A 17,824-nucleotide genomic window follows, 5' to 3' on the forward strand; every position below is an offset into this window, starting at 1 on the left:
GGTATATTTTGATATATTTAATCACTATTGACAATGATTTTGATTACTTAAAGTTTTCTCCTTCCGCATTGCTCGGAACGGAGGGCTTTGCCGTTTACCAGCCTCTTCGTTAAGTTTACTATATAATATACTATAATCATACAAAATTCAAGCAAAAGTAATAAAATAAAAAATATGGTATCGATTCCATAAAAACTATTGACAAACGCATAAGAAAGTAATAATATACAGATATGGAACCGATACCATAATAAGTTTCACAATAAAAAAAGGAGAGAAGATATGGATTACGCAAAAATCGCCAGCCAGGTCATCGAGTATGTTGGTGGCAAACAAAACATTAAGTCAGTTCAGCATTGTGCAACAAGACTTCGTTTACAGTTAAAAGACAACGATCTTCGCAATGAAGATGCAGTCAGCGACATTGAAGGAGTTAAGGGAGTGTTCTTAACACAGTCACAGTTCCAGATCATTTTCGGATCAGGACTTGTAAACTTAGTGTGCGACGAAGTACAGAAGCAGTTAGGAATCTCAGTCGATACACCAGCAGATGATGAGAAAGAAGAGAAGAAAGGAAATGTTCTTCAGAGATTAGTAAAGTTATTAAGTGATATTTTCGTACCGATCATTCCAGCCATCGTAGCAGGTGGTCTGTTAATGGGAGTGAACAATATCCTGACAGCAGCGATGTTTAGTGGCAAGTCCGTCATTGATCTGTACCCACAGTTTAAGGGTCTGGCAACAGCGATCAACATGTTTGCAAGTGCTCCATTTGCATTTTTGCCAGTATTGATCGGATTTAGCGCAACGAAGAAGTTTGGCGGGAATCCATATCTTGGAGCAGCCATGGGTATGATCATGGTTCATCCAGATCTGTTAAGTGCATACAGCATCGGTATCGCCAAAGTGCCAGTATGGGATATCTTTGGATTTAAGATCCAGGCGATCGGATATCAGGGAACTGTACTTCCAGTATTAGCAGTTGCATTTATTTTAGCAACGATCGAGAAGAAGTTACATAAAGTAACACCAACATGGTTAGATAACCTGACAACACCATTGATCTCTATCATGGTAACATCATTTTTAACATTCATCTGCGTAGGACCAGTGTTAAGAGAAGCAGGTAACTTATTAGCAGATGGAATCACATGGGTATATAACACACTTGGATTTGTCGGTGGCGGATTATTCGGACTTGCATATGCACCGATTTGTCTAACAGGAATGCATCACAGCTTTATCGCGATCGAGACACAGCTGATCGCAGCCAAAGCAACAACAGGTGGAAGTTTTATCTTCACAACAGCAAGTATGAACAACGTAGCACAGGGAGCAGCCGTATTAGCAGTTTTATTCTTAACAAAGAATGAGAAGATGAAATCAATCTGTTCTGCATCAGGTGTTTCTGCATTACTTGGAATCACAGAACCAGCAATGTTCGGTGTAACATTGAAATTAAAATATCCATTCTACGCTGCCATCATCGGTTCAGCCGTAGGTAATGCATATTGTGCAGCAACAGGAGTTTTGGCACAGGCATTAGGAGCAGCAGGACTTCCGGGATTCCTGTCCATGCTTCCAAAAGATTACTTAAACTTCGTGATCGGACTGCTCTTATCCATGGGAGTATCCGCAGTTTTAACTGCAGTCTTCTGGAAGAAGTTTAACGTCGAAGGAGAAGATCACAAAGCAGAGACTCCGGTTAAAGAAGAAGTAAAAGAAATCGAAGTACAGGAACCAGCAGATACAACAGAAGAAACAAATGAATTATATGCACCAATGAAAGGTGAAGTTTTAGATGTAGCAAAGTCCGCAGACCCAGCATTTGCAAGTAAGGCAATGGGAGAAGGTGTAGCGATCAACCCAAGCGAAGGCATCGTATATGCACCAGCCGATGGAACGATCAGTCTGATCTTCCCTACAAAACATGCAATGGGGATCACATTAAACTCAGGAGTAGAACTTCTGATCCATGCAGGAATCGATACAGTTAAGATGAATGGCGAAGGTTTTGAGACTTTCGTAGAAACAGGAGCCAAAGTAAAGAAAGGTGATAAATTATTATCTTTTGACATGGATCTTGTGAAAGAAAAAGGATACAAGACACAGACGATGTTCTTAGTTGCAGATGCGAAAGGAAAAGAAGTCGAAGTGGTTGAAGCAGCGGATGCAGATAATAATACGAAGATCATGAATTTAAAATAATCATTATTCGAAGAAGGAAAGGAAACCAGGGCAGATGTTTGAAAAATACAAGAAAGTCTATAAGGCAGATTATGAAAAATGGTATAAAGAAAATGAAGCTTACAGAGAACGTGTGGCAGCAGATCAAGACCGATTAAAATTCCATTTAATGCCAAAGACAGGATGGTTAAATGATCCAAATGGTTTATGCCAGTTTAATGGGACATACCATATTTACTACCAGTACACTCCATTTGAACCAACTGGTGAGTTAAAGACATGGGGACATTATACGACAAAAGATTTTATTCATTATGAAGATTTTGGACCAGTCGTATTCCCAGATGAAGACATTGATGCCCATGGTGTCTATTCCGGCTCTGCATTTATTGAAGATGATACGATCCACTATTTCTACACAGGAAATTTAAAATATTTTGACAGAGATGATTATGACTATATCAACAGTGGACGTGGAAGTAATACGATCACATTTACAAGTAAAGACGGCTATGAGTTTACCAAAAAGGAATTGTTAATGACAACCGACGATTATCCGGCTGACATGAGCAACCATGTGCGTGATCCAAAAATCTTTAAGAAAAATGAGAAATATTACATGGTTCTTGGAGCAAGGGATGTCGAAGGTGTGGGTATGATTCTTCTATATGAATCTACAGATCTTAAGAACTGGACATACAAGAACCGCATCACAACTCCACAGAAGTTTGGTTATATGTGGGAATGTCCGGATCTGTTTGAGATGGACGGACAGTTATACATCATCTGCTGCCCACAGGGAGTAGAAACACAAGGCATTGATTACGAAAATGTTCATCAGGTCACAGCAATGAAATTAGACTATGATTTTGATACCGATGAATATGAAATCACAGATATCAAACTTTTTGACCGCGGATTTGATTTCTATGCACCACAAAGTTTTGAGGATGAAAGTGGAAGAAGAATTCTGATCGGATGGATGGGAATCCCAGATGCAGACTATACGAATCCAACGGAAGAAGCAGGATGGCAGCATGCACTGACGATTCCAAGAGAATTATCCGTAAGAGACGGGAAACTGATTCAGGAGCCGATCGAAGAATTAAAACAGCTTCGAAGTGAAGACAAAGCAGTTTGTACATTTTGTTATGGACAGACGATCATCATGCAAAATAACATCTATGAAGCTGTTGTAGATTTCAAACGATGCAGAGAAATGGTAATGACACTGCGCGAAGGGATCACTCTTTCCTATAAAGACAATATCCTGACCTTAAATCTTGGTGTCTATGGAAGTGGAAGATCAACAAGAAAAGTAAGATTAGAAAAATTAGAGCATCTTCAGATTTTTGCGGATACTTCATCCTTAGAGATCTTTGTAAACCACGGAGAAGAAGTTTTTACAACAAGAATCTACAATCATCATGGAAGACTACTGATTAATGGAGAATGTTCTGGTATAATGACAGTATATCCATTAAAATCATTCGAAATTGAAGGAGGAAGACATGAAGAATAAATTATGTGGGATCGGAGAAGCACTGATCGATTTTATTCCTGAAGTTAAGGGACAGAGACTAAAAGATGTACCTTCATTTAAAAGAGTCGCAGGAGGAGCACCTGCCAATGTAGTCGGAGCAGTCACAAAGCTTGGGATTCCATCCAAATTTTTAACAAAACTTGGAGATGATCCATTTGGAGATTATATCGTGGAAGTGTTAGATGAAGCAGGAATCGACACTTCTAATATTGCAAGAGACAAAGAAGGGGAAACAGCTTTAGCATTCGTATCCCTTGCCTCTGACGGAAACCGTGATTTCAAATTTTATAGAAAAAATAGTGCAGATTTACGCTACAGTGTAGAAGATATCCCGGCAGATATCTTAAACGATTGTGGAATGATTCATTTTTGCAGTGTAGACCTTGTGGAATCTCCAATGAAGGAAGCTCACAAGAAACTGATCGATATGGCGATCGCGCAGAATGTGAAAGTATCTTTTGATCCAAACTTAAGATTTTCATTATGGGACGATCTTGATCAATTAAAAGAGACAGTCAATGATTTCTTAAAATACGCAGATATCATCAAGATTTCTGACGAAGAACTGGAATTTATCACAGGACATACAGATATCAAAGATGCTCTGGACGGTTTATTTGCTGATCGTGCAAAATACGTTATCTACACAAAAGGAGCTGACGGAGCAGAAGTGTATACGAGAAATGGAATGGTAGAAGCTTCTGGATATAAGATCGATGTCCGAGATACGACAGGTGCTGGAGATTCGTTTATCGGAGCATTCCTATACTGTCTGTTAAATGATGAAGTAGAAGATTTGGAGTCCGTAAGTGATGACACATTAAGAAACTACCTTGATTTTGCCAATGCTTATGCAGCGAACACAACAACAAAAGAAGGTGCATTAGCAGCCATGGCAGATCGAGCTGAGATGGATGAATGGATGAAGACATTAAAGAAATAAATCCTTATAGATCATAGAAGAAAGAAGAGCTGAATGTAGTATTTGGCTCTTTTTTTCTCCTTTTGTGGAAAGTAAAAATGCTTGACGAAGAATTGTTGAAATGTTACAATTTGAAACATAATTATCGTGCAAAATATTTACAAAATAAACAAAAAAGGAGAAACGAAATGAGATTTGTTGTGATTTTAAAACAAATTCCAGATGATTCGATCAAAGATGAATATCAGGATGTGGATCAGTTAAATGACAGTGATAAGAACGTAATAAAAGAAGCACTGGATTTAAGAGATCGCTATGGTGGAACTGTAGACGTGATCGGATTTGGACCATTATCTGCAGAAGATGTTATGAAAGAGACACTTACTTATGGAATTGATGATGCCTTCCTGATCAGTGATCCCCAATTCGCAGATATGGATGTATCACAGGTAGCCAAGATCGTCGCAGCGATGATCAAAAAGCTTGGTCTATATGATCTGCTCTTATGCGGACGGCAGGCAATTGATGGAGACAGTGCCCATATGGCTTCTATGACCTCTTGTGCGTTGGAGATCCCATTGATCGCGTATTCTGACGAGATCACAGAGATGAAAGATGGAAGTGTTTTCGCAACATGTATGGGTGATCAAATGGCATATAAGGTAGAAGCAAAAACTCCAGCAATGATACTTTCTATCAGAGAGAAGAACAAGAACCGTTTTCCATCCGTACCAGATATCATGAAAACATATGATGGAACATATAAGACAAAGATATTGACGAATGAAGACCTGAATCTTTCTGTGACCAAGAGAAAAGTAACGCAACTTAGAAAATATGAAGTCAAAAGCAGCAAACAGCAAAAACTTGTTATGATCGGTGGAAAAGATGAAGAAGAAAAGGCGGCACAGATTCTTCAGTTGTTAAAGCAAAAGAGCGTGATCTAGGAGGTGTTTGGATATGAATTTTGGGAAAAAAGAAGGAATCGTTGTTGTTGGAGAGATTCAAAAGAGAGAGATCATGCCGCTGACGTTGGAATTGATCGGGGCAGCAGGAAAACTTTCGAAGGAAAGAGATCTTTCATTGTCAGTTATTCTATCAGGATGTGGGATCAAAGAAGAGGCAAAGAAGCTTTACAATTACGGAGTTGATGAAATTCTTTGTATCGAAGATGAAAAATTAATAGAAGGACATATGCAGCTGCATCATGATGCGGTCATAGAAGTTTTAAAAGAAAAGGATCCGAAAGTGATTCTGATCGGAGGAACGGCATCAGGAAGAGTCCTTGCAGGAAAGACAGCTTATGCATTCGATACAGAATTAGTCTGTGATGCATCGAAACTTACATACGATGAGAAACAGGAACAACTTATTATCACAAGACCGGCATTCGATGGAAAAAATATGGCAGACTTTTTGATCGATCCATCATTGACATCGGTGATCACGATCCGTACAGGAGTGATGGGAAAAGCAGAATACAAGGAAGACAAACAAGGTGAGATGTTATATGTGCATCCAGAATGTCTGAAGGAAGAACAGCAAAATCTGATCTATCATGGAGCGGCAGGAAAAAGTGGAAAAGAAGTCCATCTGGATACAGCAAGGATCATAGTTTCCGGTGGCCGTGGGATGAAAGGAGAAGAAGGATTTGCGCTTCTTGAGAGACTTGCAGAGAAGATCGGAGGGGAAGTTGCATGTACAAGACCGTGTGTAGATGCAGGATGGATGCTTCCAACACAGCAGGTAGGACAGTCAGGAATCTCCGTAAAACCGAAACTCTATCTTGCATTCGGTATTGCCGGGGCAATTCAGCATATGACAGGAATTGATGCAGATTGTATCATTTCAGTCAATAATAATCCGAGGGCTGCGATCTTTGCATACAGTGATTATGGTGTGGTTTCAGATGCAAAGAAATTACTGGAGAGTATGTTAAAACAGGTGGAAGAAGGGAAAGAATTCTTATAAAAATAGAAAAATATGCTGTGTATTCGATTTTGATACACAGCATAAAGTTTTTCAGAAGATGAGTTCCAGACTAGAGAATTTTGGTTGGTATTGAAAATGATCAGCCAGCTAATCGTGAATTAACATTCTGAAAAAGTGGTTTTTCAAAGTTATAATTTGCCCGATTTACACGAAGATAGCCATATTTCTTCCCGTATTTAAACTGTAGATAAATCTTTTTCTTAGAATAAATTAATTTCTTTAAAGTTACAGCTTTCCCTTTTGGTACACGAAAAGCAACTTTTTTGCTGCCAGCTTTTTTATAAAAAGTTACTTTTTTGGCAGTGATAAACTTGTTTTTTGCAAAATATCTTGAATATTTATCTTTTCTGTTTTGTCCAAGTTCGCTTCGTACCGTTTTTGTAGAAGATGCAGTTCTAATGAATTTTTGCTTACTGTATTTAAAAGGCAGTGTCCAATTGATCCATCCGGTTTCCATAGGTTGTACACGATGTTTAACGGTAATCCCTTTTTTATTGGCAGTAACGATTTCTTCAGCGTAAGATGATCGATTATTAAAAGATTTTACAACGCGAAATTGGTTGGATTTTTTGTTATAAGTAAAGATTTCATTATAAGTAACGTAGTCATTTTCACCACGGCCAATGATCTGGATAAATGTATGTTGTGTGCTCATTTTTGCATATTTTACAGTGAGGTCATAACAGTCGTGATCACGGAGAGATATTTCTGTGGTCCTTTTTCCATTTAGATAGATCGTAAAACGGTTGATGTACCAGCCTTCTTGATCGGGTGTTGTACGGATGATCACAGAATCAGCATTCTCGTCTCCAGTGAGGTCAACATTACCAACATAAGTTCCAGAAGTTTTTGTTTGAGGTATGTTTTTAACAGAAGCTTTTGCAAATGATGGTGTCATAATGCATAATGTAAAAGCAAAAAGAAAACAACCTAAAATCCTGTATACATTTCTTTTCATGAGAAAATCCCTCCTTCTTAAGTATATGAAAACTAATTGTTTCTGATTATATTTTAACATATTTTATTGTAGAAAATGCACAAAAATATGGTATATATAATAATTAAATTAAAGAATGTGACGAAATTAAAAAAAGTGCTTATACAAGACATAAAAAGTGTGTATAATAATGCATTGACAAGAAATAAGCAGGAAAGAACGCAGTGAAGATTGCACACGATAGAAAGTGGAGATCCGCAACGAGTTTGGTTGAGGGTCTTCACTATTTTTTTGCCTTATTTCTTGAAGAAAAGCAACAATTTATTACAACAAGAAGAGGAGAAAAGAAAATGCCACAGAATAAAAGAGAAAGCCTTATCTATACATTCATCATGTGTTTTATGATGGTATTTTGGATGAGCATATACAACGTATCATTACATATGGGAGGATTATCAATGGAATCCATCAAAGCCGGATGGTTAGGGTTCCCGATCGCATATATTTTTGCAATGTGCTGCGACTGGTTTTTTGTATCTAAGATCGCAAAAGGATTTGCATTTAAATATCTTGTAAAACCAGACAGCTCTGTTTTAAGAAAAGTTATTTCAGTATCTTGCTGTATGGTTGTTCCTATGGTGATCATTATGTCACTTTATGGAGCAGTCGAAGTTAGTATTGAGATGGGAAATTTCTCAAACTTACTGATGATATGGCTGACAAATATTCCAAAGAATTTTGTAATGGCACTTCCATATCAGTTGATCATTGCAGGACCTGTTGTACGCTTTGTGTTTAGAGCTGCATTTCCTGAAGGAAAAGTGCTTGCATAATAAAAGAATATAACAGATATATCAAACTGACATAACCACATTTCTTTCCTTTCCTATATAAATGTGCTAGAATAATCGTTAGAAAATTTTTGGAGGGAAATAGATGAAAAACAATGTCAAAAATTTAATCGAATTTATTGATCATAGTCCAAGCTGTTTTCATGTGATCGAGAATGCAAGAAAACAGTTTCTGGAATATGGTTTTATGGAATTAAAAGAGAAAGAATATTGGGATCTGGAGGAAGGAAAGAGTTACTTTGTTACGAGAAACGGAAGTTCTATCATAGCATTTCATTTGCCAAAGAAGGATTTTCAAGGGTTTCACATCGTGGCAAGCCACAGTGATTCTCCAACATACCGTATCAAAGAACAGCCTGAGATGTCCGTAGAGAAACATTATACGAAATTAAATATTGAACGTTATGGTGGAATGATCCCAGAAACATGGTTTGATCGTCCATTATCTGTTGCGGGACGTATTATAATAGAAGAAAACGGACAGATCAAAGATCAGTTGGTCAATATTGACAGAGATCTTATGATCATTCCGAATCTTGCAATTCATATGTCAAGATCTTCAAATGAATCAAAACAGTTAAATCCACAAAAAGATCTCCTGCCATTATGTGGAGGAAATCTTACAAAAGATGGTTTTGAGGAAATGATCGCCAAAGAATCAGGCGTTGAGAAAGAAGATATTTTATCTTATGATCTGTTTTTATATAACCGAATGAGAGGAACAACACTAGGAATCAACGAAGAATTTGTTGCAGCTCCCAAATTAGACGACCTTGAATGTGCATATTCATCCATCGAAGGAATGTTAAATGCAAAGCTTTCAAAAGATTATGTCACAGTGTGTGCGGTCTTTGATAATGAAGAAGTCGGAAGCGGTACAAAACAGGGGGCTGGATCAACATTTTTCCCAGAGGTATTAAAAAGGATCAGTTATCTTTGTGGAAAAAATGAAGAAGAATATTATATGGCGGTGGCAGACAGCTTTATGTTATCTGCAGATAACGCTCATGCAGTTCATCCGAACTATCAGGATAAGACAGACCCTACGAACCGTCCGTATATCAATGAAGGAATTGTATTAAAATACAATGCATCACAAAAATATACAACCGATGCGAATTCAGCGGCACTCGTAAAATATCTGTGTAAAAAAGAAAAGATTAAGTGTCAGGTATTCTTTAACCGTTCGGATATGTTAGGAGGTTCAACACTTGGTAATATCCTGACTGGACAGGTGTCGATCAAGGCAGCAGATATCGGGCTTCCACAGCTATCCATGCATTCAACATACGAAACTGCTGGATGCAAAGATTTAGATGATATGATCACACTGATGGAATCTTTTTATGAGCTTGGAAAGGAAGTGCAGATTTAATGGAAGAAAAACATTTGCAGATGTCAGAGAGTTTTTTCTTAACAGCAATTCTTGCAATCGTAGGAGGCTTTCTTGATTCCTACAGTTATTTAATGCGTGGACATGTATTTGCAAATGCACAGACAGGAAATATCGTATTGTTTGGTGTGAATCTTCAAAAGCGGGATTTTACACAGGCATTTTACTATTTTGTTCCAATTCTTGCATTTGCTGTGGGCGTAATTCTTGTTGAAATCATAAAGTATTTTTATAAGGAAGAACATAAGATTCATTGGAGACAGAGAATTGTGGCACTTGAGTTTGTGATGATAACGGTTGTTGGATTTATTCCACTGGGACAATATGATGTTGTGGCGAATGTACTGATTTCTTTTGTATGTTCTATGCAGGTGGAGACATTTCGAAGGGTTCATGGGCATCCATTTGCCAGTACGATGTGTACTGGTAATTTAAGAAGTGGAACAGAAGCACTGTGCCAGTACTTTAAAACAGGAGATAAGACATTAAAACAAAAAAGTTTACGATATTATGGAATTATTACTTTTTTCATTATTGGAGCAGTGATCGGAGGATTTTTAACCGGTCGTGCAGGAGGAAGTTCTATCTTTATCTGTAGTATTTTGCTAGCGATCGCAACGATCTTGATGGCAAAAGAGTTCAGAATCTGATAAAAAGACTGATTTTACAAACATTTAACAATGTTTGCGAAATCAGTCTTTTTTCTTTTTTGTTACTCTTCAGGGAAAACTTCATTTACAAGTTGACAGTATTCCTCATACTCATGAAATTCTGAAAGATCAGCAAAACCTTCGATCATTCCACGATAATACCAACTCTGCATCTTCTTATCCTTCATATTGAATCTCTCCCATAACTCTTCGCCAAGGATGTTATAATCCCGATAAAGTGCACGGATGTTAGCAAGCTTGTCACCAAGGGCGATGATCTTAGCGTTGCGGGATGCACGGTTCTTTAAGAAATCGATCGTATGGCCTTTTCTCTCAACCCATGTCTTACTCTTATCTTCACTTTCCTGATAGACATAAGAAGCAACGATATCACCGAATTCACGACGGATGTCATCTATCGAGATTCCGTCACAATCTTCAACAACATCATGAAGGACAGCGGCACAAAGCATATCCTGATCGAGAGTCATAGCGGCAACGATGGCAGCAACTTCCATAGGGTGGATGATAAAAGGAAGATTGGTGCCTTTTCTTGTCTGACCGTTGTGGGCATTTGTTGCGTAGATAACGGCTTTTTCAAACATTGGAAAACTCCTTTATTAAAATAAGTTAGTGTAAAATAATTGTTAAGATAATCATAAAGCATTTTTTTTTGGTATTCAAGTAGGAAATCCAAGAAAATAGAGAGGAAAATACTTTGTCACTTTAAAGCGTGTCAGTGTTGACTTTTTAAATACAGGAAGTTAAAATAAAAACTAAGTGTGATCAAAGAATGAGAAGATTTTGTGATCACCGCAAGAAAAAAGGAGAGTAAAACAATGACAGACAGCAATTTTACGATCGGATTTATCGGTTTAGGATTGATCGGTGGATCCATTGCGAAGGGAATAAGAAGAGTTTTTCCAAACTATACACTCATTGGAATGGATGAAAACCCGGATACGATCAAAAGTGTATTGGAGGATGGAATCATTGATTCAATTGCTACAGACTGCAAAACAGATTTTGCGGAATGCAACTATGTATTTTTGTGTGCACCGGTTCAATATAATGTAATGTATCTAAAAGATCTGAAAGGATCGATTAATAAAAATTGTATTTTAACAGATGTAGGAAGTGTAAAGGAAGAGATTCACTTAAAGATTGAAGAATTAGGAATGGAAGAATACTTTATCGGAGGACATCCGATGGTAGGATCAGAGAAGGCAGGTTTTTCTTTCAGTTCTGACAGATTAGTTGAGAATGCTTACTATTTTATCACGCCAACGAAGAAAGTCAGCGAACAAAGAGTGAAAGATTTTACAAACTTCATTGAAGAATTAGGAGCATTAACGATCATTCTGGATTATAAGCAGCATGATGCCTATACTGCAGCGATCAGTCATGTACCACATATCATGGCAGCAGAACTGGTACATATCGTAAGTAATATGGATACAGATGATGGAATTTTAAAACAGTTAGCTGCAGGTGGTTTTAAAGATATCACAAGAATCGCATCTTCATCTCCAGTCGTATGGGAACAGATTTCTTTATCAAATAAGAAGAATATCAAAGAATTACTGCAAAAAGCACAGAATCATTTAGGCTATGTGATCGCAGCACTTGATATGGAAGACAGAGAATATTTGAATAATTATTTTAAACAGGCAGGAGAATATAGAGATTCTGTGCCAGACAGTGCGGTTGGTCTGATCCAGAAATCTTACGAGATCTTTATTGATATTCCAGATGAACCAGGAACGATCGCAACAACGACAACCTTGCTTGCTTTGAATCATGTAAGTATCAAGAATATTGGAATCATTCACAACCGTGAATTCGAAGAGGGTGTTTTAAAGATCATGTTATATGATGATGAATCAGCAAAGAAGGCGACAAAAATCTTAAGAGATAAAAACTACACAGTATACGAGAGGAAATAAAAACATGAAATTAACAAAAAGTGCGGGACTTAGAGGAGAATTATCAATTCCAGGAGACAAATCGATCAGTCATAGAGCAGTTATGTTTGGATCTTTAGCAAAAGGAACAACACATATCAGCAATTTTTTATCAGGAGCAGACTGTCTGTCAACGATCGATTGTTTTCGTAAGATGGGTGTTTTGATCGAACAGAATGGAACGAACGTCACTGTTCATGGAAATGGACTTCATGGCTTAAAGGCACCAAGTGAGACATTAGATGTAGGAAATAGCGGAACAACAACAAGATTGATCTCAGGAATCCTGGCAGGTCAGGATTTTGAAACTGTATTATCTGGAGATGCATCTTTAAATAAACGTCCAATGGGAAGGATCATCAAACCATTAGAACAGATGGGTGCAAAGATCACAAGTGTGAATGGAAATGGATGTGCACCATTGAAGATTGAAGGAACAAAATTAAATGCAACACATTATGATTCTCCAGTTGCATCTGCACAGGTAAAATCCTGTGTGTTATTAGCAGGATTATATGCAGATGGCAAGACAAGTGTGACAGAACCAGCATTATCAAGAAATCATACAGAATTAATGCTTCGTTCTTTTGGAGTGAAAGTAGAATCACATGATACAACAGCGACGATCACACCTCCAGAAGAGATGATCGCAACAGATATCGTGGTTCCAGGAGATATTTCTTCAGCAACTTTCTTTATCGTGGCAGGACTGATCACACCAAATTCATGTATCCGTTTAAAAAATGTTGGAATCAATCCAACAAGAGATGGAATCCTGCGTGTATGTAAAGATATGGGAGCTGATGTTACATTAGAAAATGTGATCGATAATGGGGGAGAGCCAACAGCAGATATCGTTGTAAAGACAAGCAAATTAAAAGGAACGGTGATTGGTGGAGAAGTCATTCCAACATTGATCGATGAGATTCCAGTTATTGCACTGTTAGCAGCATTTGCAGAAGGTGAGACAGTGATCAAAGACGCGGCAGAGTTGAAGGTAAAAGAGTCTGATCGAATTGCATTAACGGTTGATAATCTTGTGAAAATGGGTGTTGATGCAACAGCGACAGACGATGGAATGATCATCAAAGGCGGTAATCCATTACATGGAGCAAGCATCAATTGTAAATACGACCATCGAATCGCTATGACATTTTCGATTGCAGGAATCAATGCAGAAGGAGAAACTGTGATCGAAGATTCAGAATGTGTAGATGTGTCTTATCCAACATTTTATGAACAGTTAAATTCATTGCAATAAATAAAATGCTATGATAAGAGTTTATAAGGAGTAGATAACAATGGAAAAGAAATATTTCTTTTTTGATATTGACGGAACATTGACAGATAGATCGACAGGGAAGATCGTGCCAAGTGCCAGAGAGGCGTTGGATCGTTTAGAAGCAAATGGACATTTTGTTGCGATTGCAACTGGAAGAGCACATTACAAAGCACGTAAATTCACAGAAGCCAATGGGTTTAAAAATATGGTCTGTTGTGGAGGCAATGGCTGTGTGATCAACAATGAATTAGTGGAAAATATTCCTTTGGATAAAGAAGGGTGTTTACAGATCATTCATCAGTCAGAAGAATTAGGGTATGGATGGTGTGTAGCTCTTGATGATACGAAAGATGTCTATATGACAGACGATAAATTTCTAAGACAGGTTGGAAAGAGAAAAGAACCAACCAGATATATCATCGATGATATGTTAGATATTGACAGTGTTGACGCGATTTACAAGATTTATGTAGCTATTCCAAAAGAGGAAGAAGAGAAACTTACAAAGAAAGAGTTGATCGGGCATTTGAGATTTGAACCAGAATATTTAATGTTCCAGCCAGATAATAAACGTGGTGGTATTGTGAAGATGATGGAATATCTTGGCGCAGATATTAAAAATGTGGTTGTATTCGGGGACGATTACAATGATATGGATATGTTCTGTAAAGACTGGTTTTCCATTGCTATGGGAAATGGATGCCAGGATTTAAAAGATATGGCAAGTTATGTGACCGATACAAATGTCAATGACGGTATTAAGAAAGCATGTGAACATTTTGAATGGATTTAATAAAGTAAAACAGCAGACAGAAGATACATCGGAGGGAAATATGAAACATTTAAAATTAGGGAAGATACAATGGATCGCATTATTGGTTGTCAGTGCAATGTTTGTGAATTTATGCAGCCATATGGTATTGGCAGCAGCAAGAGATGGAAATGATCCGGCACAGGGAACAACGGCAGAAGCAACAACAGCTTCAGAAGCGACAACAGAAGCAACAACAGCTTCAGAAGCGACAACAGAAACTACAACGGAACAGCAGGAAGAGACACAGTCTATGGGAGAATATAAAGCATTCTGGTTTTCTTTCTACGATTATGACTCTTATCGTGCAAAATATAAAAAGAGAACGGCAGCAAATTTCCGTACCTACTTTACAGGTGTTGTCAAAAAAGGAAAGAGTCTTGGAATGAATCGCGTGATCGTGCAAGTAAGACCATTTGGAGATGCCATTTATAAGTCAAAGTATTTCCCTTGGTCCAAATATATTTCTGGAAAACAGGGAAGAAATCCAGGATTTGACCCATTAAAGATCATGGTAGAAGTTGCACATGACAATGACATGAAGATCGAGGCATGGGTAAATCCATATCGTGTAACAACAGGTTCTACGAATTATAAGAAACTTGCAAAGAATAATCAGGCAAGAAAATGGCATGCCAAGAAGTCTACAAGAAGAAATGTATTATCTTATGGTGGAAGTTTGTATTACAACCCATCCAAAAAAGCGGTCAGAACACTGATCACAAATGGAGTGAAAGAAATCGTACAAAATTATGATGTCGATGGAATTCATATGGATGATTATTTCTATCCATCTTTTACAAAACGTAATGTCAAAAAGGCATTTGATGCAAAAGAATATAAGAAATCTTCTTATAAGAAGAAAAAGAAAAGTATCTATACTTACCGTCGCGCACAGGTAAATACTCTTGTGATACAGATGAAAAAAGCAGTAAAAAGTGTAGATCCAAATGTAACATATGGTATCAGTCCAGCAGGAAATATTGACAATCTGACAAGTAAATATTCATATTATGTAGATATCTATAAATGGCTAAATTCTACAGAGTATGTTGATTATATCTGCCCACAGGTATACTGGGGATTTAAACATCCAACTGCAAAATTTAATAAAGTCACAGATCGTTGGATCAAGGCAGCAAAGAGTAAGAAAGTTAAACTTTATATTGGAATCGCAGTATATCGTGCGGGACATAATGTTGGCCAGAATCGTGCAGAACGAAAAGAATGGAAGAGTGATACAAAAGTCTTGAAGAAACAGGTCCAGTATGCAAGAGAGAAACATGTGGATGGATTTGCATTCTTTGACTATCAGGATCTAAAGAGCAAGACAAGTGCCAAAGCAGTCAATCAGCTCAAAACAGTTTTAAAATAAACAGGAAATAAATATTGCAGAGATCATTGCATAGAGATATGTGATGGTCTCTTTTTAGTTACAGCAGATTTCTTTTAATGTAAATTACACTATATAAGAAATCTACAGCGAGTTGACATAATATGAAAAATATAATATTATATGGCATATAATATGAGTAAGGAGGATGCCAATGGTTTTTAATACAGGAGCTGCGCTGTTAGATGCGGTAGTTCTGGCTGTCGTATCAAGAGAAGAAGAAGGTACGTATGGATATAAGATCACACAGGATGTAAGAGAAGTGTTAGAAGTATCAGAATCTACATTATATCCAGTATTAAGGAGACTTAAGAAGGATGGCTGCCTGGAAGTTTATGATAAGCAATACGGCGGCAGAAACCGCAGATATTATAAGATCACGTCTGTGGGAATAGCACAGCTTTCGTTATATAAAGAAGAATGGAAACAATATTCCCAGAGAATATCTGGAATTTTTGAAGGAGGAGAGAGAGTATGAACCGGGAGGAGTACTTAAAGAGATTATCTTTTTTACTAAAAGATCTTCCAGAAGAAGAAATTGAAGATGCGATCGCATATTATGAAGATTATTTTGAGGAAGCAGGAGAAGAGAAAGAAGAACAGGTGATCAAGGAACTTGGTTCCCCAGAGAAGATCGCGAAGATGATCCGTGATTCTGTACAGGAAAATCAGGCAAGCAGTGAGTATACAGAAGAAGGATATAGACAGGAAACTTACGAAGATTACCAGCAGATGAGTAGAAAAGACTCACAAAAGGAAGCCAAACAGGGCAGCAGATGGCATATGAAGGGAAGAAGAAACCGGAATATCATTTTGATGATCTTAATTCTTGTCTTTGTGGGAAGCTGGCTGATTCCTGGTATTTTTGGCATTGTGATTGGAATTGCAGGAGGAATTTTTGGCAGTTGTGCGGGATTGTTGTTTGGAGGACTTGGACTGGTCGGTGCTGGAATTTATAAGATGTTTACGACAGTTCCATATGGTTTATTGTTGATGGGCGGCGGTTTTCTGATGATCGCTGGTGGGATTTTATTATTATGGTCCCTTGTATGGATCTGTGCAAATGCTATTCCATGGATCATTGCAAAGATCCGTGAATTTTGGAACAGGAATTTTGGGAGAGGATGTGAATAAGTTTGAAGACATTTAAGAAAGTATGCATGATATTAATATCAGTAACGGCTGTTGCAGGGATCGGATGCATCATAGCAGCATTTGTTATGGGTGCAGATCCAAGACAGATTCGAAATTATGCAGAAGGAAAGACAAGCGGTAAATTACAGACAGAGGAACGAAATATAAGAGCAGATCAGATCCGGAAATTAAATATTGATATTGGAAGTGGAGATGTGAAGCTACAAAATGGGAATCAGGATCGTCTGATCATAAAGAAAAAAGGAAGCTGGGAGCCAGTGATATTAAAGTCAGATGGAGAGATTGAAATCAAGCAGAAGAGCAGACATTTTAAATTGTTTTGGTTTCAATCAAATGATGAGATCACAGTTATTCTGCCCAAAGGTGTTACCTTTGAGAAAGTTTCCATGGATTGTGGCAATGGAGACATTGCATCAGATTCTTTGAATATCACAGACGAACTTGACATAGACTGTGGCAGTGGAGATATTGATCTGTCAACGATCACAGCACCAAAGACAGAGATTGATCTGGGTTCTGGAGATGTCACATTGATAATGGCAGGAACAGAAAAAGATTATAACTATAATATAGATTGTGGAAATGGAGATGTTAAGATTGGAGATATACTTTTCGAAGATGATCTAAAAAAACGAAATATCAATGCATTAAGATGGATTAATATAGATTGTGGAAGTGGAGATCTTACGATCGATTTCGATAATACAATATTGTAAAACAAAGTAACAGATAGATGGAGGGAAA

The 17,824-nt window shown here is 37.5% G+C and carries 17 protein-coding genes; 15 read left to right on the top strand and 2 right to left on the bottom strand.

Annotation, left to right across the window (positions count from 1 at the left end; all coding sequences use genetic code 11):
• The first annotated feature begins 282 nt into the window (after positions 1 to 282).
• The 5 genes from QUE18_RS03630 to QUE18_RS03650 all read left to right on the top strand — a co-directional run bounded on the left by QUE18_RS03630 (position 283) and on the right by QUE18_RS03650 (position 6,623).
• Positions 283 to 2,208, top strand: a complete 1,926-nt coding sequence (locus QUE18_RS03630) for a sucrose-specific PTS transporter subunit IIBC (protein WP_009202973.1) — start codon at positions 283 to 285, stop codon at positions 2,206 to 2,208.
• Positions 2,209 to 2,242: 34 nt separating this feature from the next.
• The gene (locus tag QUE18_RS03635; RefSeq protein WP_009202974.1) at positions 2,243 to 3,709 is read left to right on the top strand and encodes a glycoside hydrolase family 32 protein; all 1,467 of its coding nucleotides are present in this window, start codon (positions 2,243 to 2,245) and stop codon (positions 3,707 to 3,709) included.
• Positions 3,699 to 4,673, top strand: coding sequence for a carbohydrate kinase family protein (locus QUE18_RS03640; RefSeq protein WP_008394375.1), 975 nt, complete (start codon positions 3,699 to 3,701; stop codon positions 4,671 to 4,673). Before QUE18_RS03635 ends, QUE18_RS03640 begins: the two co-directional genes overlap by 11 nt.
• Before the next feature lie 167 nt (positions 4,674 to 4,840).
• Complete coding sequence (locus QUE18_RS03645) at positions 4,841 to 5,599, top strand: electron transfer flavoprotein subunit beta/FixA family protein (protein ID WP_040343868.1); 759 nt, start codon at positions 4,841 to 4,843, stop codon at positions 5,597 to 5,599.
• A 13-nt stretch (positions 5,600 to 5,612) separates the two neighbouring features.
• Positions 5,613 to 6,623, top strand: coding sequence for an electron transfer flavoprotein subunit alpha/FixB family protein (locus QUE18_RS03650; RefSeq protein WP_009202976.1), 1,011 nt, complete (start codon positions 5,613 to 5,615; stop codon positions 6,621 to 6,623).
• A gap of 100 nt (positions 6,624 to 6,723) precedes the next feature.
• Here QUE18_RS03650 and QUE18_RS03655 read toward each other — a convergent pair whose 3' ends face one another.
• Positions 6,724 to 7,602, bottom strand: a complete 879-nt coding sequence (locus QUE18_RS03655; RefSeq protein ID WP_242852692.1) for a hypothetical protein — start codon at positions 7,600 to 7,602, stop codon at positions 6,724 to 6,726.
• A gap of 329 nt (positions 7,603 to 7,931) precedes the next feature.
• Between QUE18_RS03655 and QUE18_RS03660 the strand changes: the two genes are divergently transcribed.
• The 3 genes from QUE18_RS03660 (at position 7,932) to QUE18_RS03670 (ending at position 10,475) form a co-directional block, all read left to right on the top strand.
• Positions 7,932 to 8,414, top strand: coding sequence for a DUF2798 domain-containing protein (locus QUE18_RS03660; protein ID WP_040343899.1), 483 nt, complete (start codon positions 7,932 to 7,934; stop codon positions 8,412 to 8,414).
• A 103-nt stretch (positions 8,415 to 8,517) separates the two neighbouring features.
• A complete protein-coding gene (locus QUE18_RS03665) occupies positions 8,518 to 9,807 on the top strand; it encodes a M18 family aminopeptidase (protein ID WP_009202979.1) in 1,290 nt (429 codons plus the stop codon).
• Positions 9,807 to 10,475, top strand: a complete 669-nt coding sequence (locus QUE18_RS03670; protein WP_009202980.1) for a YoaK family protein — start codon at positions 9,807 to 9,809, stop codon at positions 10,473 to 10,475. The genes QUE18_RS03665 and QUE18_RS03670 overlap by 1 nt, the downstream gene beginning before the upstream one ends.
• A gap of 62 nt (positions 10,476 to 10,537) precedes the next feature.
• Here the strand turns inward: QUE18_RS03670 and QUE18_RS03675 are convergent, their stop codons facing one another.
• Positions 10,538 to 11,080, bottom strand: a complete 543-nt coding sequence (locus tag QUE18_RS03675) for an HD domain-containing protein (protein ID WP_009202981.1) — start codon at positions 11,078 to 11,080, stop codon at positions 10,538 to 10,540.
• 234 nt (positions 11,081 to 11,314) lie between these two features.
• Here QUE18_RS03675 and QUE18_RS03680 point away from each other — a divergent pair, with 234 nt between their 5' ends.
• From QUE18_RS03680 to QUE18_RS03710, 7 genes are all read left to right on the top strand, one after another.
• Entirely contained in the window at positions 11,315 to 12,421 is a 1,107-nt protein-coding gene (locus QUE18_RS03680; protein ID WP_040343871.1) for a prephenate dehydrogenase/arogenate dehydrogenase family protein, read from the top strand.
• A gap of 4 nt (positions 12,422 to 12,425) precedes the next feature.
• Entirely contained in the window at positions 12,426 to 13,700 is a 1,275-nt protein-coding gene (aroA, locus tag QUE18_RS03685) for a 3-phosphoshikimate 1-carboxyvinyltransferase (RefSeq protein WP_009202983.1), read from the top strand.
• Between the two features lie 40 nt (positions 13,701 to 13,740).
• Positions 13,741 to 14,514, top strand: a complete 774-nt coding sequence (locus QUE18_RS03690) for an HAD family hydrolase (RefSeq protein WP_009202984.1) — start codon at positions 13,741 to 13,743, stop codon at positions 14,512 to 14,514.
• A 40-nt stretch (positions 14,515 to 14,554) separates the two neighbouring features.
• The gene (locus QUE18_RS03695; protein ID WP_286259147.1) at positions 14,555 to 15,907 is read left to right on the top strand and encodes a glycoside hydrolase family 10-like protein; all 1,353 of its coding nucleotides are present in this window, start codon (positions 14,555 to 14,557) and stop codon (positions 15,905 to 15,907) included.
• 172 nt (positions 15,908 to 16,079) lie between these two features.
• Positions 16,080 to 16,403 carry a PadR family transcriptional regulator gene (locus tag QUE18_RS03700; protein ID WP_009265381.1) on the top strand — a complete coding sequence of 108 codons (324 nt, stop codon included), beginning with the start codon at positions 16,080 to 16,082 and terminating at the stop codon, positions 16,401 to 16,403.
• Positions 16,400 to 17,059 carry a DUF1700 domain-containing protein gene (locus QUE18_RS03705; RefSeq protein ID WP_009202987.1) on the top strand — a complete coding sequence of 220 codons (660 nt, stop codon included), beginning with the start codon at positions 16,400 to 16,402 and terminating at the stop codon, positions 17,057 to 17,059. Before QUE18_RS03700 ends, QUE18_RS03705 begins: the two co-directional genes overlap by 4 nt.
• Before the next feature lie 2 nt (positions 17,060 to 17,061).
• A complete protein-coding gene (locus tag QUE18_RS03710) occupies positions 17,062 to 17,796 on the top strand; it encodes a DUF4097 family beta strand repeat-containing protein (protein ID WP_242852694.1) in 735 nt (244 codons plus the stop codon).
• The last annotated feature ends 28 nt before the right edge of the window (positions 17,797 to 17,824 follow it).

This window comes from Anaerostipes hadrus ATCC 29173 = JCM 17467 (assembly GCF_030296915.1).
GTDB classification, from domain to species: domain Bacteria; phylum Bacillota; class Clostridia; order Lachnospirales; family Lachnospiraceae; genus Anaerostipes; species Anaerostipes hadrus.